25 protein-coding genes and 1 pseudogene are annotated in these 24046 nt (G+C 55.4%); 13 read left to right on the top strand and 13 right to left on the bottom strand.

The genetic code is table 11. The annotated features are described in order from the left end of the window. Positions 1-89 precede the first annotated feature (89 nt). Positions 90-1097 carry a TAXI family TRAP transporter solute-binding subunit gene (locus tag AAAH10_RS12000; protein WP_343563845.1) on the bottom strand — a complete coding sequence of 336 codons (1008 nt, stop codon included), beginning with the start codon at positions 1095-1097 and terminating at the stop codon, positions 90-92. Between the two features lie 123 nt (positions 1098-1220). Here AAAH10_RS12000 and AAAH10_RS11995 point away from each other — a divergent pair, with 123 nt between their 5' ends. Further along, positions 1221-2165 carry a LysR family transcriptional regulator gene (locus AAAH10_RS11995; protein WP_343563844.1) on the top strand — a complete coding sequence of 315 codons (945 nt, stop codon included), beginning with the start codon at positions 1221-1223 and terminating at the stop codon, positions 2163-2165. A 7-nt stretch (positions 2166-2172) separates the two neighbouring features. Here the strand turns inward: AAAH10_RS11995 and AAAH10_RS11990 are convergent, their stop codons facing one another. The 3 genes from AAAH10_RS11990 to AAAH10_RS11980 all read right to left on the bottom strand — a co-directional run bounded on the left by AAAH10_RS11990 (position 2173) and on the right by AAAH10_RS11980 (position 4873). Next, a complete protein-coding gene (locus tag AAAH10_RS11990) occupies positions 2173-2577 on the bottom strand; it encodes a hypothetical protein (protein WP_343563843.1) in 405 nt (134 codons plus the stop codon). A gap of 143 nt (positions 2578-2720) precedes the next feature. Next, entirely contained in the window at positions 2721-4250 is a 1530-nt protein-coding gene (locus tag AAAH10_RS11985; protein WP_343563842.1) for a trimethylamine methyltransferase family protein, read from the bottom strand. Then, the gene (locus tag AAAH10_RS11980; RefSeq protein WP_343563841.1) at positions 4247-4873 is read right to left on the bottom strand and encodes a TetR/AcrR family transcriptional regulator; all 627 of its coding nucleotides are present in this window, start codon (positions 4871-4873) and stop codon (positions 4247-4249) included. The genes AAAH10_RS11985 and AAAH10_RS11980 overlap by 4 nt, the downstream gene beginning before the upstream one ends. Before the next feature lie 76 nt (positions 4874-4949). Between AAAH10_RS11980 and AAAH10_RS11975 the strand changes: the two genes are divergently transcribed. Continuing rightward, on the top strand, positions 4950-5303 hold the full coding sequence (locus AAAH10_RS11975; protein WP_343563840.1) for a EutQ-related cupin domain-containing protein: 354 nt from the start codon (positions 4950-4952) through the stop codon (positions 5301-5303). Further along, a complete protein-coding gene (locus tag AAAH10_RS11970; RefSeq protein ID WP_343563839.1) occupies positions 5300-6616 on the top strand; it encodes an NAD(P)/FAD-dependent oxidoreductase in 1317 nt (438 codons plus the stop codon). The genes AAAH10_RS11975 and AAAH10_RS11970 overlap by 4 nt, the downstream gene beginning before the upstream one ends. Positions 6617-6642: 26 nt before the next feature. Here the strand turns inward: AAAH10_RS11970 and AAAH10_RS11965 are convergent, their stop codons facing one another. The 8 genes from AAAH10_RS11965 to AAAH10_RS11930 all read right to left on the bottom strand — a co-directional run bounded on the left by AAAH10_RS11965 (position 6643) and on the right by AAAH10_RS11930 (position 13913). Further along, complete coding sequence (locus tag AAAH10_RS11965; RefSeq protein WP_343563837.1) at positions 6643-7056, bottom strand: VOC family protein; 414 nt, start codon at positions 7054-7056, stop codon at positions 6643-6645. Positions 7057-7119: 63 nt separating this feature from the next. Continuing rightward, a complete protein-coding gene (locus AAAH10_RS11960) occupies positions 7120-7833 on the bottom strand; it encodes a TetR/AcrR family transcriptional regulator (protein ID WP_343563835.1) in 714 nt (237 codons plus the stop codon). A 118-nt stretch (positions 7834-7951) separates the two neighbouring features. Then, a complete protein-coding gene (locus AAAH10_RS11955) occupies positions 7952-8173 on the bottom strand; it encodes a hypothetical protein (protein WP_343563833.1) in 222 nt (73 codons plus the stop codon). Continuing rightward, a complete protein-coding gene (locus tag AAAH10_RS11950; RefSeq protein ID WP_343563831.1) occupies positions 8136-9227 on the bottom strand; it encodes a P1 family peptidase in 1092 nt (363 codons plus the stop codon). The genes AAAH10_RS11955 and AAAH10_RS11950 overlap by 38 nt, the downstream gene beginning before the upstream one ends. Before the next feature lie 82 nt (positions 9228-9309). After that, positions 9310-10308, bottom strand: a complete 999-nt coding sequence (locus AAAH10_RS11945) for a GlxA family transcriptional regulator (RefSeq protein ID WP_343563829.1) — start codon at positions 10306-10308, stop codon at positions 9310-9312. Positions 10309-10403: 95 nt separating this feature from the next. Then, positions 10404-11876 carry a Na+/H+ antiporter NhaC gene (gene nhaC / locus AAAH10_RS11940; protein ID WP_343563827.1) on the bottom strand — a complete coding sequence of 491 codons (1473 nt, stop codon included), beginning with the start codon at positions 11874-11876 and terminating at the stop codon, positions 10404-10406. Between the two features lie 349 nt (positions 11877-12225). Continuing rightward, entirely contained in the window at positions 12226-12783 is a 558-nt protein-coding gene (locus AAAH10_RS11935; RefSeq protein WP_343563826.1) for a GDYXXLXY domain-containing protein, read from the bottom strand. Then, on the bottom strand, positions 12780-13913 hold the full coding sequence (locus AAAH10_RS11930; protein WP_343563824.1) for a DUF2157 domain-containing protein: 1134 nt from the start codon (positions 13911-13913) through the stop codon (positions 12780-12782). Before AAAH10_RS11930 ends, AAAH10_RS11935 begins: the two co-directional genes overlap by 4 nt. A 446-nt stretch (positions 13914-14359) precedes the next feature. Between AAAH10_RS11930 and AAAH10_RS11925 the strand changes: the two genes are divergently transcribed. Both AAAH10_RS11925 and ltaE read left to right on the top strand, forming a co-directional pair. Beyond that, positions 14360-15049: a hypothetical protein gene (locus tag AAAH10_RS11925; protein ID WP_343563822.1), complete on the top strand. Its 690-nt coding sequence runs from the start codon at positions 14360-14362 to the stop codon at positions 15047-15049. Next, a complete protein-coding gene (gene ltaE / locus AAAH10_RS11920) occupies positions 15049-16095 on the top strand; it encodes a low-specificity L-threonine aldolase (RefSeq protein WP_343563820.1) in 1047 nt (348 codons plus the stop codon). Before AAAH10_RS11925 ends, ltaE begins: the two co-directional genes overlap by 1 nt. A 123-nt stretch (positions 16096-16218) precedes the next feature. On the opposite strand, the gene AAAH10_RS11915 is transcribed toward ltaE, so the two are convergent. Further along, entirely contained in the window at positions 16219-17112 is an 894-nt protein-coding gene (locus tag AAAH10_RS11915; protein ID WP_343563818.1) for a LysR substrate-binding domain-containing protein, read from the bottom strand. Between the two features lie 471 nt (positions 17113-17583). Between AAAH10_RS11915 and AAAH10_RS11910 the strand changes: the two genes are divergently transcribed. From AAAH10_RS11910 to AAAH10_RS11880, 8 genes and pseudogenes are all read left to right on the top strand, one after another. Beyond that, positions 17584-18414: a transporter substrate-binding domain-containing protein gene (locus AAAH10_RS11910; RefSeq protein WP_343563816.1), complete on the top strand. Its 831-nt coding sequence runs from the start codon at positions 17584-17586 to the stop codon at positions 18412-18414. A 65-nt stretch (positions 18415-18479) separates the two neighbouring features. Continuing rightward, complete coding sequence (locus AAAH10_RS11905; RefSeq protein ID WP_343563814.1) at positions 18480-19451, top strand: amino acid ABC transporter permease; 972 nt, start codon at positions 18480-18482, stop codon at positions 19449-19451. 2 nt (positions 19452-19453) lie between these two features. Further along, the gene (locus AAAH10_RS11900) at positions 19454-20200 is read left to right on the top strand and encodes an amino acid ABC transporter ATP-binding protein (RefSeq protein ID WP_343563812.1); all 747 of its coding nucleotides are present in this window, start codon (positions 19454-19456) and stop codon (positions 20198-20200) included. A 301-nt stretch (positions 20201-20501) separates the two neighbouring features. Continuing rightward, a complete protein-coding gene (locus AAAH10_RS11895) occupies positions 20502-21344 on the top strand; it encodes an SDR family NAD(P)-dependent oxidoreductase (RefSeq protein WP_343563811.1) in 843 nt (280 codons plus the stop codon). A gap of 99 nt (positions 21345-21443) precedes the next feature. After that, positions 21444-21617, top strand: a pseudogene (locus tag AAAH10_RS16545) (TetR/AcrR family transcriptional regulator); the annotation flags it as partial. 21 nt (positions 21618-21638) lie between these two features. Beyond that, entirely contained in the window at positions 21639-22082 is a 444-nt protein-coding gene (locus AAAH10_RS11890; RefSeq protein WP_343563809.1) for a hypothetical protein, read from the top strand. A gap of 478 nt (positions 22083-22560) precedes the next feature. Beyond that, the gene (locus tag AAAH10_RS11885) at positions 22561-23349 is read left to right on the top strand and encodes a nuclear transport factor 2 family protein (protein WP_343563807.1); all 789 of its coding nucleotides are present in this window, start codon (positions 22561-22563) and stop codon (positions 23347-23349) included. Positions 23350-23420: 71 nt separating this feature from the next. Beyond that, a complete protein-coding gene (locus AAAH10_RS11880; RefSeq protein WP_343563805.1) occupies positions 23421-23711 on the top strand; it encodes a radical SAM family protein in 291 nt (96 codons plus the stop codon). Positions 23712-24046 lie beyond the last annotated feature (335 nt).

The raw sequence follows: 24046 nt of genomic DNA, 5'->3' as shown, positions 1-24046 counted from the left end.
CATCCCTGTTTCATCATCATGCAAGAGAACGCGGTGCCTCAAGGGAGGCACCGCATCGAGTCAAAGAAGACAAGTCTTCTTCACAAGGATCATTTCAGGAGGCCTTCTTCACGATAGAAGCGCTCTGCACCCGGGTGCAGGGGAACACCGAGGGCTCCCACACCATCCAGTGCGGTTTCAACGGTGATCTGCTTGCCTTTGGCATGGCCGTTGTCCAGCAGCTTGCGTGTATTGCCATTCCACATGGCCTTGGTGATGCCATAGACCAGATCTTCGGACAGATCGGAGCTCACAACCAGCAGTGCACTGACAGCCGGTGTCCTGATGTCCTGGTCAACGCCTTCATAAACGCCACCCGGGATCGTGGATGGAATGTAGGCCGGAACAGCTTCGTTGATTTTCTTCAGATCCTCGTCAGAGAAGGAGTGCAGGTTCATCCCCTTCGTGGACGCCAGTTGCACCATGGCCGCAACCGGCCAGCCCGCAGCATAGAAATAGGCATCCAGCTGACCGTCAGCCAGACGTTCTGCAGACTGGCTGTTGTTCAGCTCGGCCTCGTCCATGTTGTCACGGGTGACGCCCCATTTTTCGAGCATCTGCAACACGGCAACCTGTGTTCCGGAACCGGCCTGGGCAATCCCCACACGCTTGTCTTCCAGATCACCGAGATCACTGATCGTTTTCCCCTTGGGCAGAACAAGGTGCAGGTCTTCCGGATAGAGGTTCGCCACAATGCGAAGCTTCGGATGGGCCTTTCCTTCGAACTTGCCCTCGCCCAGATACATGGAACGGGTTACATCCGCAGCGGCCAGACCGGCTTCAAGCTCACCGTTCTGAACGGCAGCATTGTTGAAAACGGACGCTGTCGTGGACTGCGCAATCGCAATCAGACCGGGTACACCACACTGGCCGCCCTGATCACAGGGGCGGGAACCGGGCGGTGCAGAAATCCCGTTGGCAATGGTTCCGCCAATCGGGAAGTAAGTCCCCCCGGCACCACCCGTCCCGATACGGAAAAAGGTCGGGTCCTGCGCAAAAGCAGAACCGCTGAGCATGGTTGCAGCCAGAGCTGCGGCTGCAATTGATGTGAATTTCATTGTTTTTTCTCCCTGTTTGAAGACGCCCGTTTTTAAAGCGTTTCTGACAGCTTAATGAATTTGATTATAAGAACAATTTAATTTATTTTTCCATTACTAAAGTTTTTCTTATAGGTAAGTGTGATGAACCTCAACCAGCTCATGGCCTTCAGAGAAGTGATGAACACTGGATCGATTTCCCAGGCCGCGAACAGTCTCAACAGAACCCAACCTGCCGTCAGTCTGGCCATCCGCGGTCTGGAAGAGGACCTTGGGCTCAAGCTGTTTGAAAGACAGGGCAGGCAACTGATCCCCGTTCCCGAAGCACATTATCTGCTCAGCGAGGCCGACGAGATTCTCGACCGCCTGACAGCCGTGTCCTACACAATGAAAAGCCTTCGGGATGCCCGGTCGGGTTCCCTGAATCTGGCCGCCATGCCGGGGCCTTCCTTCTCGCTCTTTCCCCGCTATGTCAGCAAGGTCATCAGCGAGAACCCGGACATCCGCATTTCCCTGTCCTCCCGCGGCTCACCCCAGATCAGGGAGCTTGCCAGCACACAGAGCATTGATTTCGGCTTTGCAGACTACTTTGGTGAAGCGGCTGATGCCCCCTCCTACAAACAGTACAGGATTTCAGGGCAGTGCTTCTGCGCTGTTCCGGCACAGCATCCCCTTGCCGGGAAAGCAGAAATCTCCTGCAGGGATCTCGACAATCTGCCCATGGGGGTTCTCAAAACGCAGCACCCGATTTTTGTAAAAACGCAGGAGGTCTTTCAGACAGAGCAGGCCCGTTTCAACAAGACCATTGACGCCCAGTTCTTCGTCCCTCTATTGCAGTTTGTGGCTGCAGGGCACTGCTTTTCGCTTGTTGATCCCCTCACCGTCGTGGCCGCACAGGATGTTTACAGCGTCCGGGACAACGTTGTCTTCAGGCCCCTGGCCTTTGACATGCCCTACACCTACAGCATTCTGACCCCGGCCTATCGTCCCATGTCCCAGCTGGGCCAGAAGGTCCTCAATGGCTGGAAGGAAGAGATCCTGCAGCTGCTCACCGAACTGAACGCAAACCCCGTTGAACATGAAGACTGACAGGCTCTCAGCCTTGTTCAGCCTCGCGCTTCATGGCAATCCATGCGCTGTCAACGTCCAGCTTCCCGGCGATCTTGCTGTCCGGCTCGACCAGACGCCAGAAGGGCGTGATCCCGCTTTCGGGTGAGCCCGCTTCCAGCTTCTCCAGCGCCGCCTGTGCGGCAATGCGCACAAAGATCGCGGTAGAAACAGGACAGGTTGCGCTGCAGGACCATCTCCGGGCCAGCTCGTTGCGCATCCGCTCAATCGTCCGGGTCTGCCCGCGTGGAATTTTGCGAATGTAGCTGTCAATGATACCCGGCGTCGCCACAAAGAGCTTCTGCCCCTTTTTCACACCGGCAAAGTCATTTTCAAGAACAACAACCTTGTGGTCCTTTTTGGCATTCAACCGCTCTGTTGCAGATTTCGCCATCGCTCTGTCCCCTGTTTACCTTGGTCCAAAAACTATGACACAGCGCAATTCCGGCACAAAATAACCGCTCTTTTTCCCTTTTGTTTCAAGTCACTGTTTCATTTCCGGCTTCAGGGCCCTCTTTTGCGAATCCTGTCCGGATATCACTTCAGGACATCGGCTCCACCTTCCTCTGTCCGTTTTGCGATAAAGGCATCTATGGCCTCCAGACGGTCTTCGGGCAAGGCAGGGTTCCCGTAACGTTCAAGCGTCTCCCGATAAATCCTGTTCGCCCGTTGTGTTGCATCCACCGATCCCCTGTCCTGCCAGTTTTCAAAGTTGCTCCAGTCGGACAGCAGGGGCGAGTAAAAGGCCGTTTCAAAGCGCGCCAGCGTGTGTTCTGTTCCAAAGAAATGCCCCCCGTGGCCAACGTCGCGAATGGCATCCAGAGCCAGTTCGTCGACGGAGGCACTCAAGGGCTTGAACAACTCTGCAAACATCTGGAGCATCTCGATATCCATCACAAACTTCTCTGCCGAAGCCGTCAGCCCGCCTTCCAGCCATCCGGCCCCGTGCATCAGAAGATTGGTTCCCCCCATCAGAGCGCCCCACAGGGACATCTGCATTTCATAGGCCGCCTGTGCATCCGGCGCATTGGAAGCCGTTACTCCGGAAGAGCGCAGAGGCAAATCATATCGCCGCGCCAGCTGACCGGAGGCAAAGGCCGCCTTGGTGTATTCGGGTGTTCCAAAGGCCGGTGATCCCGTGCGCATATCGACATTGCTGGTAAAGCTGCCATAACAGACCGGCGCCCCCGGTGAAACAATCTGGGACAGGCAGAGCCCTGCCAGAGCTTCGGCATTCTGCTGCACCAGCGCACCTGCGATTGACACAGGTGCCATGGCCCCCGACAGGGTAAAGGGTGTCAGAACCATCAACTGCCCGGCCCTTGCCGCATCGATAATCCCCTTGCACATCAGATCATCCAGAATCAGGGGCGAGTTGGAGTTGGCAATGGAGTAGCTGCGCGGAGCGTTCTTGAACTCCTCCTGTGACAGGCCGTTCGCCAGGCGGATGATTTCGTAGGCATCCGCAACGGCCTCGGTCCCGCGGAAAAAGACAAAGGGCACCTTGTCGGTATAGCGCACCACAGAGCGCGTCATGTGATAGTGACGCAAATGCGTGGGCACATCCTGGGCTTCGACAAAGGGGCCAATCACGTGAATCACATCAAAGGACTGCGCCAGCCTGCAAAAGTCATCCAAAGCCGCCAGGGTTCCCGGCTGGCGCCCCTGCTGCAGATCGGAAAAGTTGGGTGTCCCGCCCGTGGTACAGACCCCGACATGACCCCGGCCAATGGTAACATCACGGTCCTCTCCACGGGCTTTCATGGTGACCTGTCCGGGCGCCTTCCCGATCAGTTCCATAACCAGATCAGGATCAAAGTGGACGATCTCTTCCCTGACTGTCATGCCGGCTCTGGCGTAAAAGTCCCGTGCCAGCGGAGAAAGCACCTTGATCCCGATATCGGACAGCACCTTCAAAGAAGCCCGATGAATGGCCTCGATCTCGTCATCGGAAAACTGGCAGATCGGAGGATAGATGTTCTTCCAGTGCCGCCAGGCGCTGTCAAAGGCTGCGACAGTCTGGCTCTTCTGTCGGAGGCGACGGCCCCCTCTGCGTGCGCCACTCATTCCGTCCTGCCCTCCTGCATTTTGATGAAAGCCTCCGCAGCAGTCGCCGCGGGAGCCCGCCCGATAAAGGATTTGAAATAGGCATCCAGATAGCTCAAACGCACAGCCATGGGTTCCCTGACACCCAGTGCGTAATAGCTCACCTGTGTGAAGTAGATAATCCGCGCCCTGACAAAGGCTTCTGTTGCCTCAAAGCCGTGCTGTTCCAGAAAGGCGGCCATGCCGGAAACACGGTTGTCGTCTTCGATACGGACCTTTTCCAGCAGGGCCTCCGAACGCCGCGCCCACTCGCGCACAGCCTGATCAAGGGTTGGATCAAAGTCTGTCCGGTCCACCCAGATCTGAAACAGGGCCAGCAGACCTTCATCAAGATCTCCCGCCTTCTCCAGTGCCCTGAGTATCACGCCCGTGTTGCGCCGCTGCCACTCCTCGACAACCGCATCCAGAAGGTCATCGCGTGCTTCAAAGTGCCAGTAGAAACTCCCGCGGGTGATCTTCAGCGCACGCGCCAGGCCTGTGATCTGAACGGCATCGACCCCGTCATGGATCAGCATCTCGATCGCGGCATCAACCCAGTCTTCCCTGGTCAGCTGGACGGGTCTGGCTTTACGCGGTGTTGGCATTTTCGATTCTCCATACAGGGTTGTATTGTTCAATACAGCTCTGTATGGTTCTGGTCAAACCCTATCTGGATTATCGATGTCTCACACCAGTCCCAAAGTTCTCTCCTTCGCCGATCTGGACTTCCGGCCCCGCTTTGAATACGGGGATCAGGCCCGTATTGCAGAGCTCTGCGGCACGGGAGAAAAAACAGAACTCGGGTCGGGCTTCGCGCGGTTCAAATGTGCAGATATCCCCTGGACTGTCCGCTATGACGAGATGTTGCTGGTACTGGAAGGCCAGCTCACAGTGCTTTGCGGAGAGGACAGACTGACTGCAGGAAGCGGGGACTGCATCTGGTTGCCCAGGGGAACAGAGCTGCGCTACCGGTCAGAAGAGGCACTGGTGTTCTATGCGATCCATCCCGCCAACTGGAAAGAGCCGGACAGATGAAAATCAATCGCCTGCCCAGGGACGACAGAACCAATGGCTGGAGCCGCATCCTTGAGGAACGCCGCCCCAACCCCGCCTTGAGCGGTCAGGTGTCAGCAGACTGGATTGTCCTGGGAGGAGGCTATGCCGGTCTGGCAGCAGCACGCCGTCTGGCCGACCTCAACCCCCATCAGAGCATTGCCCTGATAGACGCCGGAACAGCCGGAGAAAATGCATCGGGTCGCAACTCCGGCTTTGCCATTGATCTGCCGCACAACGTCGGGTCCTCTCTGGATGAGCTGGACGGCTCACACCGCTTTATGCGCCTCGCACGCTCTGCCATTGCGGATCTGGACAAGGCTGTCTCGACACACGGCATCGCCTGCGACTGGTCCGCAGACGGCAAGTATCACACCGCCGTTTCCCCCAGGGGAGTGGAAGAGGTCCTCCGCCCCTTTGTGGCCGAGCTTGAAGCCCTTGGCGAACCTTACGAATGGGTTGAAGGCAACGCACTGCTCCGCCGTCTGGGCAGCCCCCATTTCACCGCAGCAGTCTATACGCCCGGTGGACGGCTGATGAACCCCGCCGCCCTGACCCGCGGTTTGACCGACAGTCTTCCGGAAAATGTCAGGGTCTTTGAAAACTCGCCGGTTATCCGCTTTGAAAACAGCAACGGCATCCGTCTGGAAACAGCAGAAGGCCAGCTGCGTGCCCCGCGCATGATCATGGCTGCCAACGGCTTTGCAGAACGCTTTGGCTATTACCCCAGTCGCTTCCTTCACCTCGTTGCAACCGCCAGCATCACCCGCCCCCTGACAGAAGCAGAGCGCGCCGTCTTCGGCGTTGAGAAACCCTGGGGACTGACCCCCGCCAATGCCTTTGCCGGCATCACCATGCGCTACACCAACGACTATCGTATCGTCATCAGACAGGGACTGGATTATTGCCCGTCCCAACGCTTTCCCGCAGAACAGCAGGCCGTTGTCAAAGCCCGCCACAAGCATCTTTTCGACCAGCGCTTCCCCATGCTGAACGCAGTCGATATCGAACACAGCTGGGCCGGTTTTGTCTGCCTGTCCCGAAATTCTGCACCCGGCTTCGGCAAAATTGCAGACAACGTCTGGAGCGCCGTGTGTCAGAATGCAGTCGGTGTCACCAAAGGCACCTTTGGCGGGACCCTTGCTGCCGATCTCGCCTGTGGACAGGACAATCCCCTGATCCCCGACATGGAAAGCCTGGGAGAACCTTCTTCCCTTCCCCCCAGACCCTTCCTTGATCTCGGCGTCAGAACACGCTTCCTCTGGGAACTCTGGCGCAATCGTCACGAGGCCTGAGCACTCGAAACCCTGTCGGATTGCGCCTACTTCAACGGCGTAACCAGCTCATGGACGTTCCCATCCGGATCGGCAAAAAAGGCCGTGTACTCACCCCAGTCCTGGGCTTCCGGTGCTGCAACAGCAACGGCTCCCCTTTCGATCAGTCTTGCATAGGCTTCATCAACGGCCTCAACCGTTTCATACTCGAAGCCGATGCCTACACCTGACCCGACGCGCTTTCCCGAAAGGCCGTCCGCCTTCAGAAAGGATGACAGGCTGCTGTGGCTCACCAGTGAAAGCCTGAGACCTTGCGACGAAAACTCTGCAAACTCTCCGTTTTCAAAGATCACGTCCATTTCCATTGTCCGGTTAAAGAAGTCCTTCATCCTGTCAAACTGGGCGGTGTGCAGCGTCATCATGTAGATTTTCGGCTGCCCGTTTTCTGCAGCAAGTGACATTTGAAAAACTCCGGTCCATCCAAGGCAAACAGCAACAATTGCAATCAGTTTTCTCATTTTCATCTAGTCCTTCCATTTCCATTCCGTCTGCCTGTCCAGGATGGTGTTCGCAACAGTGTCGAAAAAGGGAACCGCCAGCGCCGCGCTGTCAGGCGCATGGCCCCGCAGGAAACCGAGCAGTTGCGGGCGACAGAAGGCAACTGCTTCACCAACCGGCCGACTGCTGTTGACACGATCGCTCAACCAGATGAGTGAAAGACCACTGATCATGGCCCAGACACCGGTCGAAAGCGCTCTGACATCCTGTTCGCGCGTGTCTTCCGGGCTTGCCTCAAAGCTCAGAAAATCAGCCACCTTCTGCTGAACGAGCGAACTGACCCTTGAACTGTTGTCCTCATGGAGACGCTTTCGCAAAGCCGAGGCCTCTTCCCACAGGGCCGGATTCATACAGGCCACTTCCGTGTGAAAGGCCTCGGGGTGCCAGACATTGAACAGGAAATCGAGCAGCAGCACGGCCAGCAGTCTCTCATCGGGCCTTTCAAAGAGCGCGCAAACAGCCATCAGCTTCCGCAACCGGACGCTCAAAGCCGCATCAGCCAGCGCGGCGACCACATCATCCCGATTGGCAAAGTGACGATAGAGGGTGCCAACAGGAACACCGGATTCACGGGCCAGATCCGGCATGCGCAATGTGGACAGTCCGTCCCGGCTGATCATCTCACGGGCGGAGACCAGCAAACGCTCTTCCCGGTCAGCCATTTTTTCCCTGACAGCCATGATGGTTCCCTCTCTGTTTCGAAGAAATGGAATATTATTCGAATAATATTCCATTTTCAAGTACAGTTGATTCCTGTCTGTTTTTCAGAAGGATAGCATCACGAGAATCCTGTTGACCTCACCAGCAGGACAAGGTCCGGCCTTCCGGATAGAGGTTCGTCACAATGCGAAGCTTCGGATGGGCCTTTCCTTCGAACTGGCCTTCACCCAGACACATGGAACGGGTTACATCCGCAGCGGCCAGACCGGTTTCAAGCGCATCGTTCTGTACAGCGGGCAGACCTTGCAGTCCCGGCGAACCATCACCTGGGCAAAGCCTGTCCCCGCCGCTCCACGGCATCACGCACCAGATCATGCGGCAGGTTATAGACTGTACGATTTTTATAACCTGTGGTTATAGTTGCAGCGCAGAGGGCATTGAGAATGGCTTCCTCGGTGGCTTCCACGGTCGCATGGAACAGGGGATCAAGCTGGCGTTGCGGCAAAGCCTGCAAATCCTGCCAGGGCTGTTCTGCCAGAACATCAACCCTGTTGCCTGTTGAAAAGGCCAGGGCAAAATCACCGCTGCCGTTGTTTGCCATGGCGCCGGTGCGGGCCAGGCCAAGCGTCGCACGGCGGCTGAGCGCAGTGCACTGCTGTGGCAAAAGTGGTGCGTCAGTCGCCACCACGATAATGATGGATCCATCCTCGTTGGGCAGCACCTTCTTGCGTTCGGGAACAGGAACAGCATCAGCCCCGATCTCCCGCCCCAGCGGCAGGCCGTCCACCACCAGATTGCGGCGGTCCCCGAAATTCGACTGCACCAGAACGCCCAGCGTATAGTCCTGCCCCAGCAGGCTCACCCGTCTGGACGCGGTTCCGATTCCCGCCTTGAAATCATAGGTGCACATGCCCGAACCGCCACCGACACAGCCCTCGGCAACCGGACCCGCCGTTGCGGCCTCGATGACCTCCGGCGCATGTTCAGGGCGCAGGGCACCGGAGGCAGGGTCATTCAGCCAGCCATCCCAGGTTTCCGCCACCAGATGATGCGTGTAGCCATGCGCCGCAGTATCCGGGCAGATCGCGTTCAGCCCCTGCAGCAGCGCCCCCACCCCGAAATAGGAGGTCAGAAGGATCGGACCGTTGACCAGGCCGCTTTCACTCAGCCAGTCGCGACCCACCACCTGCCCATAACCGTTCAGAACATGGGAACCCCCGAAACAGGCCCTGAGCCACAGCTCCTCCCTCGGGCCGTGCAGAATGGAGGTCACACCCGTGCAGACGCCTTCTCCGCGCAGGGAAACATGCCCGACAGAAACACCCGGCACATCGGTAATGGCATTGAACGGTCCCGTCGGCAAAAAGCCCAGCGCCACACCCAGATCACGAATACGAGGAGAAACAGAAGTCATGAGGATTTCTTCGGTTTGATTGCAAAGACATGCAAATTCAAACCTGTAACCACTCAAAACTCAACTGTTAAAGCGACACCCCTCACCCCTTACGCAGCTGGGTCGGGGAGAGGCCGAAGCGCTTCTTGAACTGGAAGGCCAACTGGGAAGCACTGTTGAAACCGGTCGCGGCGGCAATCTCGGGGATCGGCATGGAGGTCTCGTTCAGCAGGGCATAGGCCCGCTCGACCCGCAGCTTGATATAGAACTTCACAGGCGAGACGCCGACATAGCGCTTGAAGAGTCGCTCCATCTGGCGGCGGGAGAGATCAATCTGTTCGGCAATTTCGTGAATCTCCACCGGGTCCTCGATCGAGGTGAGCATGTACTGCATCGCGCCGATCAGATGCTGGTTGCCGCTCTTGATCGCCACAGAATAGGCCGACTGCTGGGAGGTTTCGCGATCACTGCTGCCGAAGTGGATACACATGTCGGACACCACCGTCGCCAGATCCTTGCCGTGGTCCTGCTCGATCATATGGAGCATCATGTCCAGCGCCGCATTTCCCCCGCCACAGGTCATCAGTTCGCCATCAATCTCATAGAGGCTTCCCGTGGGCTGAAGCTCGGGAAAATACTCCATGAACGATGGCTGGTTTTCCCAGTGCAGGGTGAAAGTTTTGTCGTTCAGCAGACCCGCCTTGGCGAGCGTAAAGGCTCCGGTACAGATACTGCCGACCGTCCGGCCAAAGACATACTGGCGGTTGACCCAGCCCATCACGCGGGGGCTGATGTTCTCAAAGGGTTCGACCCCGGAACAGATGAAGGCCTTGCTGTCCTTGGGAATGTTCTGAAGCTCTGAATCAGGCGCAATGGAAATCCCGTTGGAACAGGTTACAGGCGCACCGTCCTCACTCATGAGATACCAGCGATAGAGCTCCTTGTTGGTGATCTGGTTGGCCACACGCAACGGCTCCACAGCCGAGCTGAGCGCCAGCATGGTGAGCTTGGGCAACAGCAGGAAATAGACATCCCGCGGCTGACCATCATAGTCCACCGCAAAATAGGCCGCACCCTTTGCTATGAAGTTACGCTCTTCCATCTGTCCACTATACCGAAAAGATCTTTTATATTTTGTTGCCCTGTGCCGGATGCCTTCACACCCGGCACAGAGTTTTCACATCAGGCCCTGAAAGCCTAACCCATTTTGATGACAGGCTCGCCTGCTTCTTCCCAGTCCTTCACTTCCTGTTCGGAAGCCTTCGGGGAGAAGGCCCCGATCATGGCATAGAAGATACCGATGACCGGAGACAGCCAGCAGGCAAAGGCCAGCGGGATGTACAGCAGGTTTTCCAGATTGCCGTCACTCACACCCAGTGCCAGCGCGGAGATCACGAAGGCACCGCCCGCATTCCACGGGATCAGCGGAGACACAAGCGTTCCCCCCTCCTCGATGGCACGGGACAGGTTCAGGGGTGAATAACCGCTGCCGCGATAGATTGGCACGAACATGCGGCCCGGCAGGGCAATCGAGAGATAGGGATCACCCGCAACAGTGTTGGTCGCAACCGAGGTCATGATGGCAGAGGTCTGCAAACCGGCAAAGGAGCGGACGCGCTTCATGATCACCTCGATGATCGCTTCCAGACAGCGTGTGCGTTCCAGGGCACCACCGAAACCCAGAGCCAGCAGAACCAGGGAAATGGTCCACATCATGGACTGGATTCCACCACGATTCAGCAGGCTGTCGATTTCGGAAACACCGGTTTCGATGGAATAGCCGCTGTTGGCATAGGTGAAGGTCTCGTGCAGGGTTGCACCCTGTGCAGCCATCGCCAGAATACCGCCAAAGACAGCACCGGCAAAAAGCGACGGGATCGGAGGCTGTTTCCTGACCGCCAGCACAATCACCAGCAGGGCCGGAAGCAGCATGACCGGTGAAATCCAGAACTCGTTTTCAAGGCTGGAGGTAATGGCCTCGATCCGCTCGAAGGACACACCATCGCCATCGATCAGTGTGAAGCCCACAACCAGATAGATCACAAAGGCAATCAGCATGGACGGCACAGTGGTCGGCAGCATGTTGCGGATGTGATCGAAAAGATTGGTTCCGGTCACAGCAGGCGCCAGGTTTGTCGTATCGGACAGGGGAGAAATCTTGTCACCGAAGAAAGCACCGGACACAACGGCACCCGCAGTCCAGTACATCGGAATGTCAAAACCTGCTCCAATCCCCATCAACGCAAGACCAACCGTTCCCACAGTGCCCCAGGATGTCCCGAGAGAAACCGACACAACAGAACAGATCAGCATCGCAGCGGCCAGGAACAGTTCCGGTGAAAGCAGCTTCAGCCCGTAGTAGATCAGCGCCGGGACGGTTCCGCTGGCAATCCACACGCCGATGATCATCCCCACAGTGATCAGAATACCGATCGACTGCAGCGACACATAGACGACGTGGAAAACGCCTTCTTCAATGTTGGGCCACTTGTGACCCAGCTTCAGACCGACAAGGCCTGTGATGGCAATACCGATTGCCAAAGGAATATGTGGTGTAAAGTCACCAAAATAGAAAAGCTGGATACCCAGCACGATCAAAGTCAACACAATCGGGACCATTGCCAGACCAAAACCCGGCTTTGGGATCGCTGTCCCTGCATTACCAGACATAAAGTCACTCCTTGTTCTTTTCGCTCGTTTCAGAGTGAGGGGATTGTCTATATCTGCGTCGTGTTACCGCACCGCTGTTGCGTCACTTTTATTGACACCAGCGACAGATTTTTCGAATTTCTTCTCTCTGTGCGTCATAAAAATGAACATAAACGGCAAATTCAGGCCGTAATTCCGGACAAAAGCCTTTGTTTTACTTGTCGCTTTTGGATTTTATGTGATTTTATTTCCCTTTTTACGTGCCGAAGGAAGAAAAACAGCATTGATGAAGCAGGTTTGTCCTCCGGGCACACCCGACAGCCTGCCCGGAGGACAGATTCCGGAACAGATCCCGGAATTTACCCAAAGCTCAGGGATTGAGTTCCAGCCACTCTTCCAGCGGAATTCCGTCGAGATACATTTGGTCCATAACGGCCTGTCCCGACCCGTCGAGCGTCAGACCAACCTCGAAGGAATGAAAGCTGCCCTCTGCATTTCTCAGGAGTTCATCGAGTTCTTCTGCCCGGGCCTCGGGAATGTAATAGCGCCTCAGACCATGGCCCGGCCCGTTGCCAATCCTGAAGCCGGTTCCCTCGCGATAGGCCCCTGCAACAAAACTTTTGCACTGCTGCTCCGCCTCAGCGAGCGTCATCATGGAGGCTCTGGGATTTCTGTTGTCCGAAGCGTTTGAAGCCTCCAGACAAATGGCACAGTGATCGCCTTCGCAAGAGCTCCCCGGCACTTCATCCCAGTTCCAGTCATAACGGAACTGCAGGTAATGCCCCCGCAGCAGGTCTCTCGGGTCGTATCCCTCCACAGCAATGCGCCAGTTCTGACCCGCTTCCCTGTTGCTGGTGTGAACCCCGATCAAAAGTCCCGGAACCAGAACCGGAAGGATCAGGGTAACGATTTTCAATACCGCTTTCATGACGCTTCCCCTTCCTTGCCACGCCCGGACATGCTTTTGCCGACTTTGCAGACAACCCAGACCATGACCAGCAAAAGAACACCGCTGAGGACAAGCCCGAACCCTGTTTCAAGCAGGGAGCCAAACACTTCCAGATAAACCACGTAAATCCGGATCGCGATGACAACGACAGCCAGCAGAACCAGAAGATGGCTCCTGATCCTGTTGGCAAGAAAAGCAAGGAACATCCAGAACAGGACAAAAAAGAAGGCGCTGAAAACACCGGATTCAAACCCGGTGAAAACCAGAGGCAGGGCCTCCACAATCAACCCGCCTGCAAGCAACAGACGCACATTGGAAGAAAGCCGCACAAACAGCACAGCCAGCCCGGCCAATCCCAGAGCACCCAAAGCCAGAAGCTGCGTTGCAAGGGAATCAATATCGTCTCTGGGGCTGTATTCATACCACCAGCCACTGGCGACTGTCGGGATCGCAATGGCAAACAAAACCCCGGTCATGGACAGAAGATTCGACAGGACAGGGCGTTTCCCTTCCGGAAGAAGAGCAGAGCACTGAAGAAAAGCCAGAGGCAGAAAACCTGCAACTGCCACCATTGCAACAAGCTGTCCGGATGGATCAAGCTCCTCCAGAAGATAGGCATCCAGTCCTGCAAACAGGCTTGCGACAAAGCCGATGATCCATGGCAACAAAGAGACTCTGGTTTGCCCGTAAACAAGCACAAAAGGAGTCGATATCCCCATCCACAACAGCAGTGCTGAAGCCATTGGGCCATCCAGATGGAAGACCTGGGAAATAAGTGCAATCAGTGTCAGCGTCAGCCCCGTCAACCCCAGCACAGCCAGCTCCGCTGACAGCCTCTTTCCCCGTCTGTCAAAAAAGGGGATAGAGCCTGCCACAACAGCGTTCACGAGAAGATGAACGGAAAGCTTTGCCTCAGCCGGAATGTCCTGCCAATTGGCTGCGACAATAGACAGGACACCAACCAGAATGGAAAAGGCGCCGAGCGCATAAAGCCCCCGCGTGAAATAGTTCGATCCCCGGTTTTTCTCGAATTCAACAATCCGGGCGGCCTGTTCACTGGTCAGCAAACCGGCTTCAAGCCATTTCGATGCTTTTCTTTTAATGAACATACGCGCTCCTCTTGAGCAGTGATCCTGTTTTGACTTCCGGAAAACAGCTCACAGGATAAAAGCCGGAACGCACCAAGTACAGATCATTCAGAAGTCTGCAGTCTGATCCTGTCGATCTCAAGGCATTGATCCCAAAAGATATCCTCCCGACAGGCAAGCTCTTTTTCGGGCAGGTGATGCCTGTTGCCGTGTCGCATGACCACAACGCTCCGTCAGTTCCTTTCGGACCCGCCCCAAATCTTCACCGGAGAGACAGCCCTCACTTGATGCGCTGAGCTCATCACGCAATGCGTAATGAGCGTTTTTCTCGCCGGAAGTCACGGGATTATCCTCGTTTCCAACAAGGCCGCATTCCGGCCGGAAGACCGGAAACAAGGGCGACCTCCTCACGGGAGCATCAAAAAGCTCCTGCCTTGAACAGCGCTCAACGAATGGGATGATCAAACATGCAAGCCACTGACTTTACCCCTGAACTGCTCGACGATCCTGATGTTCTGGCCATGCAGAAATGGATGGACACACAGGTCGATTCCCAATCCGTTTCAAAGTTTGTACCCGGCCCCGGCATCCAGAAACTGGAACTGAAGTTCGACATCAACGAGCTGCGCAAGGCTCTGGATGAATGTCTGGAGCGTGAAGCCTTTATGGGCGACCTGCAGGATATCGGCTTTGCCGCGCTCCCCCTGACCCAGCGCCCCGGACAGACCGAATGGACCTCCAACGATCTCTCCGGCCGTTACTGGTTGCGTGCGGATGACCGCTATGTCGAGGAACCCCGCGAGGATCTTGTCCCGGAAATCAACTTTTCCGAATTCAATCCGAAATTCAAGGGAACCTATTTCGAATATGTCCACGAGGAACTGACAAAGCGCTTTCCCATCGGCCGGACACGGGTTCTTTCCAAGGGACTGTACAACTGCAACTCCTGGCACCGCGACCCGGAGCCGCGCCTGCACATTCCGGTTATCTCCAACCCCGGTTCCCTCTTCATCGTGAATCACCACGTGACACACCTGCCTGCTGACGGCTCGGTCTACTTTACGGACACCCGCGGCTATCACACAGCGCTCAACGGTGGCGAAACACGCCGCGTCCACATTGTCGCCGCGCTGGCCTACGACCAGGTCACCGAATAATGAGCCTTTACGGGCAGATGTCAGCGCAGGGCGCGGCCGAGGTTCACTGTGATCTGCGCAGCGACACCATGACCCGTCCTGATGCAGCCATGCGCGAAGCCATGGCTGCTGCGCCTGTCGGGGACGACGTCTATGGCGAAGACCCCGTCGTCAACCTTCTGGAACAGCAGCTTGCCACGCGCCTCGGCAAGGAAGCCGCTGTTTTCTTTCCTACGGGGACGCAAAGCAATCTCGCAGCCCTGATGGCCCATTGTGGTCGCGGGGATGAAGTGATCGTCGGGCAGAACTACCATATCTACTGCGATGAAGCCGCCGGTGCCTCCGTGCTGGCAGGAATTTCAATGGTGCCCGCAGCTGTTCAGGACAATGGCGCCATCAGGGCCGAAGACGTCCGGGCCGGCATCCGGGAAGACGATCCCCACTACGCCATCAGCCGCCTGCTCTGTCTGGAAAACACCGTCGGCGGTCAGGTCATTCCACTGGACCAGATTGCTGCCTCTGCAGAAGCCGCCCGCGCAGGTGGCCTGGCTGTGCATCTGGACGGGGCGCGCTTCTTCAATGCAGTTACGGCCCTCGGCTGCCCCGAGCGGGAGCTGGCAGGGATTGCGGATACGCTTTCAATCTGCCTCTCCAAGGGACTGGGAACACCGGCGGGCTCTGTTCTGCTCGGCCCGGCTGTCCTGATGAAAAAGGCGCGCCGCAACCGGAAAATCCTGGGGGGCGCCATGCGCCAGTCCGGCATTCTCGCCGCCGCCGGTCTCCATGCCCTGGAGCACAATGTTGCAAGCCTTGCACAGGATCACAGCCGCGCCGAACAGCTGGCGCAAAGACTGCGCGAACTGGACTGCGGAGAGGTCAGGCAGGCGACCAACATGATCTTTTTCACACCCGAACCGGGAACACATGCTCCTCTGCGTCAGGCTCTGGCTGAACGCGGCGTCCTGATCGGCGGACAGCAACCTGCCATCCGCATGGTCTTTCACCGGGACGTGACAGATGCCGGATTACAGATTGCGACAGAAGCCTTCGAGGATTTCTATCGCTGAAGGTTTCCCTGTTCCCTTTCCGGGGATACTGGCTTCCTGTTGTTTCTGCGACAGGAAGCCCTTTCTTTGCCCCGGTCTTGTCTTCAGCCTTTTCTGTCCCCTCCGGAGCTCTCTCACACGGGTCTAGTGCCAGTCTCCTTCAACAGAGGAGACAAGCCAGCGTTTCAGGCGTTCCAGACGGGGAATTCCGGCCTTGACCTTGGGGGTCAGCAGAAAATAGGCGCTTTCGGTCTGGCACTCGAAATCGTGCACCCTGATCAGCTCCCCGCTCTCCAGCTCCCTGCGGATCAGGACCTTGGGAACAATGGCAATGCCATATCCCCCGCGAACCGCATCAATCAACATCTCGAACTGGGTGAAAATCGGGCCAATGATCTTGCGCGGCAGGGTGATGCCCAGCTGGGCCATCCAGATTTCCCAGGACAGAGGACGGGTACTGTGCTGAAGGATCCGGTGGTTCAACAGCTCCATCGGGTCCTCAAGCGCACTGTCCATGAGGGTTGGACTGCCCACAACCACAAGCTTTTCAGGCATCAGAAGCTCGTGCTCGAACCCCTTGAAAGGCGGATCCCCCTGCGCAATGGCAATGTCCACCAGATTGGGATCGATCAGTTCATTGTTCAAAAAGGTGATGGTGTTGATCGTCAGCTCGGTCTGATCATGCTGTAAACGCATCAGGCGCGGCATCAGCCAGCGGCTGCCCAGCGTGGGATAGATTCCCAGGTTCAGCGCCCCCTTCATACTGTCATGGGTCTGCGCACGCAGCATGGTCATCTCCAGCGTTTCCAGCACCGGAGAAAGCTCTGACAAGAGCAGCGATCCCGTTGCTGTCAGATGAACCCGCTGCTTGGAACGGGTAAAAAGCGATTGCCCGACAAAGCCTTCCAGTGTCTGGATCTGTCGGCTCAATGCGCTCTGGGTGATGTTGAGCTGCTCGGCCGCCTGACCGAAATTCTCGGTTCGGGCAGCCGCTTCAAAGCACAGCAATGCTGTAATGGAGGGGATACGTCTGCGCATGGATCATCCGTTTTCCTGTCTGTCCGCAAACGCTAGCACAATCGAATTTCATCATCAATTTGCCCGAACGACTCCTTGCCGGAAAAAGACGACCCTTTTTAAAATGACAACAGCTTCCCACCGGATCAGAAAAGCTTTCAAAGCGCAAAGCACCATGCATACTGTACGGCACAACCGGATCACATCATTCCGGTTGCAGACAGGACAAAACAGAATTTTCGAATGGAGCACTACAGAGCACAGACAAAGCCTGATACAAAATCAATGACAAAAATGCATAATGATGTGAAATTAAAGCACGACCCCGTTTCCGGCTAAGAGCATGAATCAACAAAAGCTTTTGAAAGTTGATCACTTCAGAGCATCAACCTATTCGCAAATTGGTCTATCGACATCCATACAGGCCTCCTAGCCTTTGGGGACACAGACACAAAAAAACTGTGATGAAAAGAAAAACGAAGGGAGGTCCAAATGAAATCCATTACGTTCGCACTTGCGGGTTTGGCGGTTGCTGTTTCCACAGCATTTTCCGGTGCGGCTACAGCCGGTGAAACACTGGATCGCATCACAGACGACGGCGTTCTGCGCGTTGCAACCGATGCCAACTGGGCACCGCAGTCCTTTTTGAACGACAACAACGAAATGGACGGTTTCGATGTTGATGTTGCCCGTGAAATCGGCAAACGCCTCGGCGTCGAGGTCGAGTTTGTCACCCCGGCCTGGGACATTATCACGGCCGGAAACTGGAGAGGCCGCTGGGACCTGTCCGTGGGCTCCATGACACCCACATCAACCCGTGCGGAAGTCCTCGACTTCCCGGCAGTCTACTACTACACGCCTGCGGCTGTCGCCATTCACAAGGACAGCGATGCCAAAAGCTTTGATGATCTGACAGGCAAGCGCATCGGCGCAACAACAGCCTCTGTCTTCGAGCTTTACCTCCAGAAAGACCTGCAAATCGATGCCCAGGGCGTTCCTGCCTTCGAATACCAGGTTGACGGGAAAATCAACTCCTACAAGGACAGCACTGCAGCACTGGACGATCTGCGCCTGGGCAACGGTGTCCGTCTGGATGCCATGGTCGGCTCCCTGCCCGCGATCCTTGCAGCCCGGAAGTCCGGCTATCCGATCGAAATTCTGGGAGCACCTGTTTTCTACGAGCCGCTGGCTCTGGCGATCGACAAGGGTGATGCAGAACTCAACGAAAAACTTGCCGGGATCGTAGCCGACATGCGTGACGAGGGCGTCCTCAAGGCCCTGTCCGAAAAATGGTATGGTATTGACTATACCTCGATCAATTAAGGCTTCGTTCCATAGGGATCCCGGTGGTCGCAGGACTACCGGGACCGTTTTTTGCAGGTTTTCAAATGCTTTATGCTGATACCGTTGAATCGGGAGCAGCCGTACACCGCCCGCCTGTCATCCTTGCGATGCTTCTGGGCTTCACGGCGCTCCTGACCTTTTTTGGCCTGGGCAACACGCTTGTTGGCCACTTCATGTCCCCTGTTATCGGAGATCCGGAAACCGCAGGTTTCTATGGCGATTTCGCCACCGGCCTTGTTCTGGCTGTGCTGCTGACCGCCAACATTTCCGGCATTGCCTTTTTGCGGCTGCCTGTCCAGATCCTGATCGTGTGGATCGAACTGTTCCTCCTGTTCCTTGGTTTCTTCTACAGCTTTGATCTGAACTTCGAGTTCATCCGCTCCAAGGTCTGGTTCATGATCACACAGGGCGTCTTCACCACGCTCTATGTCTCGGCCATCTCGATCACACTGGCCTCCGTCGTTGCCATTATCGGCGCAGTGGCCAAGCTCTCCTCCAACGGTTTTGCCTTCGGTATTGCAAGCTTCTATACCTCTTTCTTCCGCGGGCTTCCCCTGCTGATGCAGGTTTACCTGATCTATCTGGGATTGCCGCAACTGGGCTATGTCATTGATGCCGTCCCTGCCGGCATTCTGGCGCTGACACTCTGTTATGGCGCCTACATGACAGAAATCTTCCGCGCCGGCATCCAGTCCATCTCCCGCGGACAGTGGGAGGCTGCGCGCTCCATGGGCTTCGGCTTCGGCCTGACCATGCGTCGCGTGATCCTGCCGCAATCCATGCCGCTGATCATCCCGCCCACCGGCAACCAGTTCATTGCCATGCTCAAGGACAGTTCACTTGTCTCTGTCATCGGCGTGTGGGAGCTGATGTTCCTGGCCCGGACGCTCGGCAACAAGGACTTCCGTCACATGGAGATGCTGATCACAGCCGCCCTGATCTACTGGCTGCTCTCGATCTGTCTGGAATTGATCCAGAGCCGTATTGAACGTTTCTATCGCACAAAGAGTCACTGATCATGAACAGCGCTGCACCGATTATCGAGATGAAGAATGTCAGCAAGTGGTACGGAAGCTATCGCGCGCTGACCGATGTAAACCTCTCCGTCTACGAAGGCGAGAAGATCGTGGTCTGTGGTCCTTCCGGTTCGGGCAAGTCCACCATGATCCGCACACTCAACTGGCTGGAGGCCCACCAGGAAGGCGACATTCTCGTCAACGGCATCCGCCTGCACCGCCAGATGAGGAACATTGCCGAAGTCCGCATGGATGTCGGCATGGTCTTCCAGCACTTCAATCTTTTCCCGCACATGACCGTTCTGCAGAACCTCATGGCAGGCCCCGTCTGGGTCCGCGGCATCCCCGAGGCAGAAGCCCGCGCCAACGCCATGACCTATCTGGAACGCGTGCGCATCCCCGAACAGGCCGACAAGTACCCCGGACAGCTCTCGGGCGGTCAACAGCAGCGTGTTGCCATTGCACGGTCCCTTTGCATGAAGCCCCGGGTCATGCTCTTTGACGAGCCGACCTCTGCCCTTGATCCGGAAATGGTCTCCGAAGTGCTCGACACCATGATTGAACTGGCCAACGACGGCATGACCATGGTCTGTGTGACCCACGAGATGGGTTTCGCACGCTCTGTCGCGGATCGCGTGATCTTCATGGACGCCGGACAGGTGATCGAGGAGAACACACCGGCAGAGTTCTTCGACAATCCCCGGCATGAACGCACCCGGCTCTTCCTGAGCCAGATCCTGCAACACTGATCTTTCCACATTCTGCCGTTTGTCTGTGAAAAGCTCTGCGATTTGATGATCACAGAGCTTTTTTGTTTTTCTCTTACCCTTTGAAATCGTTTCCAAAAGTTTGATCTTTCACAATCAGTCTTCACATTAATAAACCAATGGTCTTTTAATTAGGAACCGATGGTTTTATATAGGATTACAGGAAACAACAAAGACCTGGAGAAATCCCATGAAGCGCCCCTTCGGAAAATTCTTGCCGGATACATTCCTTGCCCGCAAAACAACGGACAGGTTCCCCAATCAGGATCTGACAGGAAAAACCGTGCTGTTCACAGGCGGCACTGACGGGATGGGTAAAATAGCGGTCGAACGCTTTGCAGAAATGGGGGCAAATATCTGTCTGTTCGGACGCAACCCGGAAAAAACACAAGGCGTCATAGATACCCTTTCGGACAAAGGTTACAAGGGGCAGCTGTCCCTTCTGGGCTGTGACATGAACTCACTCAGCCAGGTTCGTCGGGCAGCAGACAGAACTCTGGATCAGTTTGAAAAAATTGACTACCTCATCAATTGTGCCGGCATCAATGCACCAGAGCGCACAATGTCTTCTGATGGATACGAGATGAACTTCGCAGTCAATTACCTCGGTCCTTTCCTTCTGACTGAACTGTTACTCGACCGTATCAAAATGACCCCCTCAGCCTGCATTCTTCACGTGGCATCAGCAACGCAAGAAGTCGCCCACCTCAATTTTGATGACCTGCAACTCAAGCAAAAATGGTCACTGCTTACATCCTATGCCCAAGCAAAACTTTGTCTCATTATGCACGGGCGTGATGTCGCAAGGCGCCTTCACAACAGCTCAGCCACGATCAACTGCTTGAATCCGGGTTATATCCGAAGCAATATCGGTCGTTACACCAAAGGGCCTGAGCGTCTTTTCATGCAGCTCTTTGGCGGCCTGGCGGCTCCAACATGGGTTGGCGCAGAACGCATTGTCACCGCCTCACTGGACAAAGCATACCGGAACAGTTCGGGATGCTTCATCTATGAAGATATGCTGCTGGCACCGAACCCACTGGCACTGGATGATTCGAAAGTCGCCCGGTTAATGGACATCAGTCGCGAGCTAACCGGATTAACCCGGACAACAAAAGCGCAATGAAACCGGCTTAAATCAACTTGCCAGGATTGATTCTGAACGTATTTTAGGAAAGCATTCGATACCGGAATAAAATGGCGAAACAAACGCAAGAGATACAGCATGGCCTTTCAAAGAGCGCGTCAAGACCAACAAAAAGCTGAACGCCGCGCCAACATCCTGACAAGAGCACGCGAACTCTGTTCAGAGTCTGGTGTTATGGGATGGTCTCTCAATGAACTGGGCCGCAGAGCTGACATCACCAAATCCAATCTCTATCGTTATTTCAGCAGCCGTGAAGAAATTCTGATGGTCCTGATGCACGAAGAGATTGAGCAGTTCGTACAGGCATTTAAAAACAGGATTGAGGGCAGAACCCTTTCCATTCCCGAATTCTGCGAGGCAATGAGTGCCGCCTATCAGCAAAATCCTCTCTTGTGTGACCTCTTGAGCATATCCGTGACAATTCTTGAACAGAACACTGATCTTGAAGTCATCAGGGACATCAAACTGTCCGGTTTAGAGCAGAGCCAAATGATCGTCGACGCCATTGCGGCATCCTTAAAAGACGCAGACGATAACATCGCAAGACAGATTGCTTTCGTTTCCGGAGTTATCGTCATGGGCTTGTGGCCCATGGCCAGCCCGCAAGCCAAACTTCGGCAAATTGCCAAACTGAAGGGCCTTGAAACTCTTGCTTTTGATTTTCAAAAAGAACTCAGGGGCATGCTTGAAGCACAAATCAAAGGCCTGATTTCCTGAGAAACAAATACTTCTGTCTGTTTCCCATATCCTCCCCCTGAAACAGTCTTTCCATTCAGGCTTGCAGGCAATGACCTGTCCCGCTCCCTCTGCTTGGTATAAGGAACTGAGCATCCCTCCTGGCCAGGTATCACGTACCGGAGCAGACAGTTCAGGATACGCCTCTTTCAGCAATGTCATATTTTCCAGAATACCAGGCGTTTCCCAAAGAACGGGAACCTCAAAACCCGGATCTGAAATGAAGTCATGGAATGAAACCAAAAGGCTTCCCGATGTTATTTTTTGGCAACAATCCTTCCATAGCATACCGCCACTATTGATAGGTCTTTATCAATCAATATCCATGTAATCCGTTTAATTTTCTTCTCAGGACAATCACACAAAATACTGAAAGGCATTGGTGGATAGAACGGTTACATAATGACTAAACTCTAATGTGGCGGACGGATTTATCCCCCATACTGTCAGGAGGGCCAGAATGGCTGAAAGCAAGAAAATCGCCCATGCTAAGGGGCTTTATCTCGAAGGCATTCGAGATGGAAATGCGCAAGAGGCCCTCGATAAGCATACAGGCGCTCGTTACACGCAGCACTCAACCGGTGTGGGCGATGGCAAGGAAGGGTTCATAAAGTTCTTCAGGCTGTTTCTTGAGCGAAATCCGGTTCGCGATATTCAGATTATTCGGGCGATCGAAGATGGGTCAAACGTGTTCCTTCACGTCTATCAAAATCTCAACGATGGAGAGGCTCAGTGGGTCACGGCTGATCTGTTCGATACAGACGATCAGGGGCGCATGATCGAACACTGGGATGTGATCGCGCCCTATGAAAGCGCAAACCCGGCGGGCCGCACTATGATCGACGGTCCTACCGAGGTTCAGGATCTCGACAAGACCGATGCCAACAAAGCTCATATCGAGACCTTCATGCAAGAAGTACTGGTCGGTCGCAGATTCGAACGGGTGCCGGAATTCATTTCGACCGAGACCTACCTTCAACACACACCGAACATGAAAGACGGCATTCAAGGCCTTGTTGAACATGTCGAAGAGTTCAAAAAACAGGGTATTGAGCCGAAATACCACAAGGTGCACAAGATCATAGGCCAGGGGAATTTCGGGGTTGGTTTCAGCCATGTTCAGCGCGGACAAAGTCACTTTGCTGTGTTTGACATTTTCCGGGTTGAAAAGGGCAAGATCGTCGAGCACTGGGACGTGGAAGAGAAGATACTGGCGCCTGAAGAGTGGAACAACTCTGGAAAATTCTAGTGCTCCAACACAAAGTATATCCCAGCCCAGACATGGGCTGGGCACCACCCAATCGACGGGACAAGTTTCATGTGCTGCAAATTCGTGAAGCGATTGCAAAATCCATTGTCGCCAGCACCAAGGTGCCAAGCGCAGACGGCGCCATCAATCCGTATACCGGATGCCAGTTTGCCTGCTTCATGGGACGCTTTGCAGGCGAGAGCAACTTGAACTGGGGCAGCTATGTCCATGTGAAAACCAACGCTGTTGAATTGATGGAAAGGGAAATCCATCGCCTGCTCAAAAAAGACCCGCATCCGCGCATTTCGATCACCACAGCAACGAACCCTGCCGCAGTTCTCATCCCGATGCTTTTCTTGTAACGACAGTGAAGGGACCACGCGTGTTTATTCCGGCTCTGGCGACGAAATCACTACGGCAGAGCAGATTGCGATCGGTCACCATCTCCCGGTACAAATATGGATGTCACTGGCAACGACCCTGTCACGGTCTCTGCGGCTCATATGAGGAACTGACCCTCCGTCCCCTGCCTCTTTGGTGCAAACATGGATGCCCCCCGACCAGCCGTTTCCACACACACGCAAAAGCCCCACCGTTTTCGCAGTGGGGCTTTTTTTGATTTGGTTGCGGGGGCAGGATTTGAACCTGCGACCTTCAGGTTATGAGCCTGACGAGCTACCGGGCTGCTCCACCCCGC

This window comes from Carbonatibacter coralli (assembly GCF_039592655.1).
Taxonomy (GTDB): domain Bacteria; phylum Pseudomonadota; class Alphaproteobacteria; order Kiloniellales; family Kiloniellaceae; genus Carbonatibacter; species Carbonatibacter coralli.
The sequence above is the reverse complement of the archived record's forward strand: the minus strand, read 5'-3'. Positions and strand labels throughout refer to the sequence as shown.

Excerpts from the sequence above, each read along its gene's own strand:
- AAAH10_RS12000 (WP_343563845.1), bottom strand. The coding sequence starts at position 1,097 with ATGAAATTCACATCAATTGCAGCCGCAGCTCTGGCTGCAACCATGCTC.
- AAAH10_RS11995 (WP_343563844.1), top strand. The coding sequence starts at position 1,221 with ATGAACCTCAACCAGCTCATGGCCTTCAGAGAAGTGATGAACACTGGA.
- AAAH10_RS11990 (WP_343563843.1), bottom strand. The coding sequence starts at position 2,577 with ATGGCGAAATCTGCAACAGAGCGGTTGAATGCCAAAAAGGACCACAAG.
- AAAH10_RS11985 (WP_343563842.1), bottom strand. The coding sequence starts at position 4,250 with ATGAGTGGCGCACGCAGAGGGGGCCGTCGCCTCCGACAGAAGAGCCAG.
- AAAH10_RS11980 (WP_343563841.1), bottom strand. The coding sequence starts at position 4,873 with ATGCCAACACCGCGTAAAGCCAGACCCGTCCAGCTGACCAGGGAAGAC.
- AAAH10_RS11975 (WP_343563840.1), top strand. The coding sequence starts at position 4,950 with ATGTCTCACACCAGTCCCAAAGTTCTCTCCTTCGCCGATCTGGACTTC.
- AAAH10_RS11970 (WP_343563839.1), top strand. The coding sequence starts at position 5,300 with ATGAAAATCAATCGCCTGCCCAGGGACGACAGAACCAATGGCTGGAGC.
- AAAH10_RS11965 (WP_343563837.1), bottom strand. The coding sequence starts at position 7,056 with ATGTCACTTGCTGCAGAAAACGGGCAGCCGAAAATCTACATGATGACG.
- AAAH10_RS11960 (WP_343563835.1), bottom strand. The coding sequence starts at position 7,833 with ATGGCTGTCAGGGAAAAAATGGCTGACCGGGAAGAGCGTTTGCTGGTC.
- AAAH10_RS11955 (WP_343563833.1), bottom strand. The coding sequence starts at position 8,173 with ATGCCGTGGAGCGGCGGGGACAGGCTTTGCCCAGGTGATGGTTCGCCG.
- AAAH10_RS11950 (WP_343563831.1), bottom strand. The coding sequence starts at position 9,227 with ATGACTTCTGTTTCTCCTCGTATTCGTGATCTGGGTGTGGCGCTGGGC.
- AAAH10_RS11945 (WP_343563829.1), bottom strand. The coding sequence starts at position 10,308 with ATGGAAGAGCGTAACTTCATAGCAAAGGGTGCGGCCTATTTTGCGGTG.
- nhaC (WP_343563827.1), bottom strand. The coding sequence starts at position 11,876 with ATGTCTGGTAATGCAGGGACAGCGATCCCAAAGCCGGGTTTTGGTCTG.
- AAAH10_RS11935 (WP_343563826.1), bottom strand. The coding sequence starts at position 12,783 with ATGAAAGCGGTATTGAAAATCGTTACCCTGATCCTTCCGGTTCTGGTT.
- AAAH10_RS11930 (WP_343563824.1), bottom strand. The coding sequence starts at position 13,913 with ATGTTCATTAAAAGAAAAGCATCGAAATGGCTTGAAGCCGGTTTGCTG.
- AAAH10_RS11925 (WP_343563822.1), top strand. The coding sequence starts at position 14,360 with ATGCAAGCCACTGACTTTACCCCTGAACTGCTCGACGATCCTGATGTT.
- ltaE (WP_343563820.1), top strand. The coding sequence starts at position 15,049 with ATGAGCCTTTACGGGCAGATGTCAGCGCAGGGCGCGGCCGAGGTTCAC.
- AAAH10_RS11915 (WP_343563818.1), bottom strand. The coding sequence starts at position 17,112 with ATGCGCAGACGTATCCCCTCCATTACAGCATTGCTGTGCTTTGAAGCG.
- AAAH10_RS11910 (WP_343563816.1), top strand. The coding sequence starts at position 17,584 with ATGAAATCCATTACGTTCGCACTTGCGGGTTTGGCGGTTGCTGTTTCC.
- AAAH10_RS11905 (WP_343563814.1), top strand. The coding sequence starts at position 18,480 with ATGCTTTATGCTGATACCGTTGAATCGGGAGCAGCCGTACACCGCCCG.
- AAAH10_RS11900 (WP_343563812.1), top strand. The coding sequence starts at position 19,454 with ATGAACAGCGCTGCACCGATTATCGAGATGAAGAATGTCAGCAAGTGG.
- AAAH10_RS11890 (WP_343563809.1), top strand. The coding sequence starts at position 21,639 with ATGCACGAAGAGATTGAGCAGTTCGTACAGGCATTTAAAAACAGGATT.
- AAAH10_RS11885 (WP_343563807.1), top strand. The coding sequence starts at position 22,561 with ATGGCTGAAAGCAAGAAAATCGCCCATGCTAAGGGGCTTTATCTCGAA.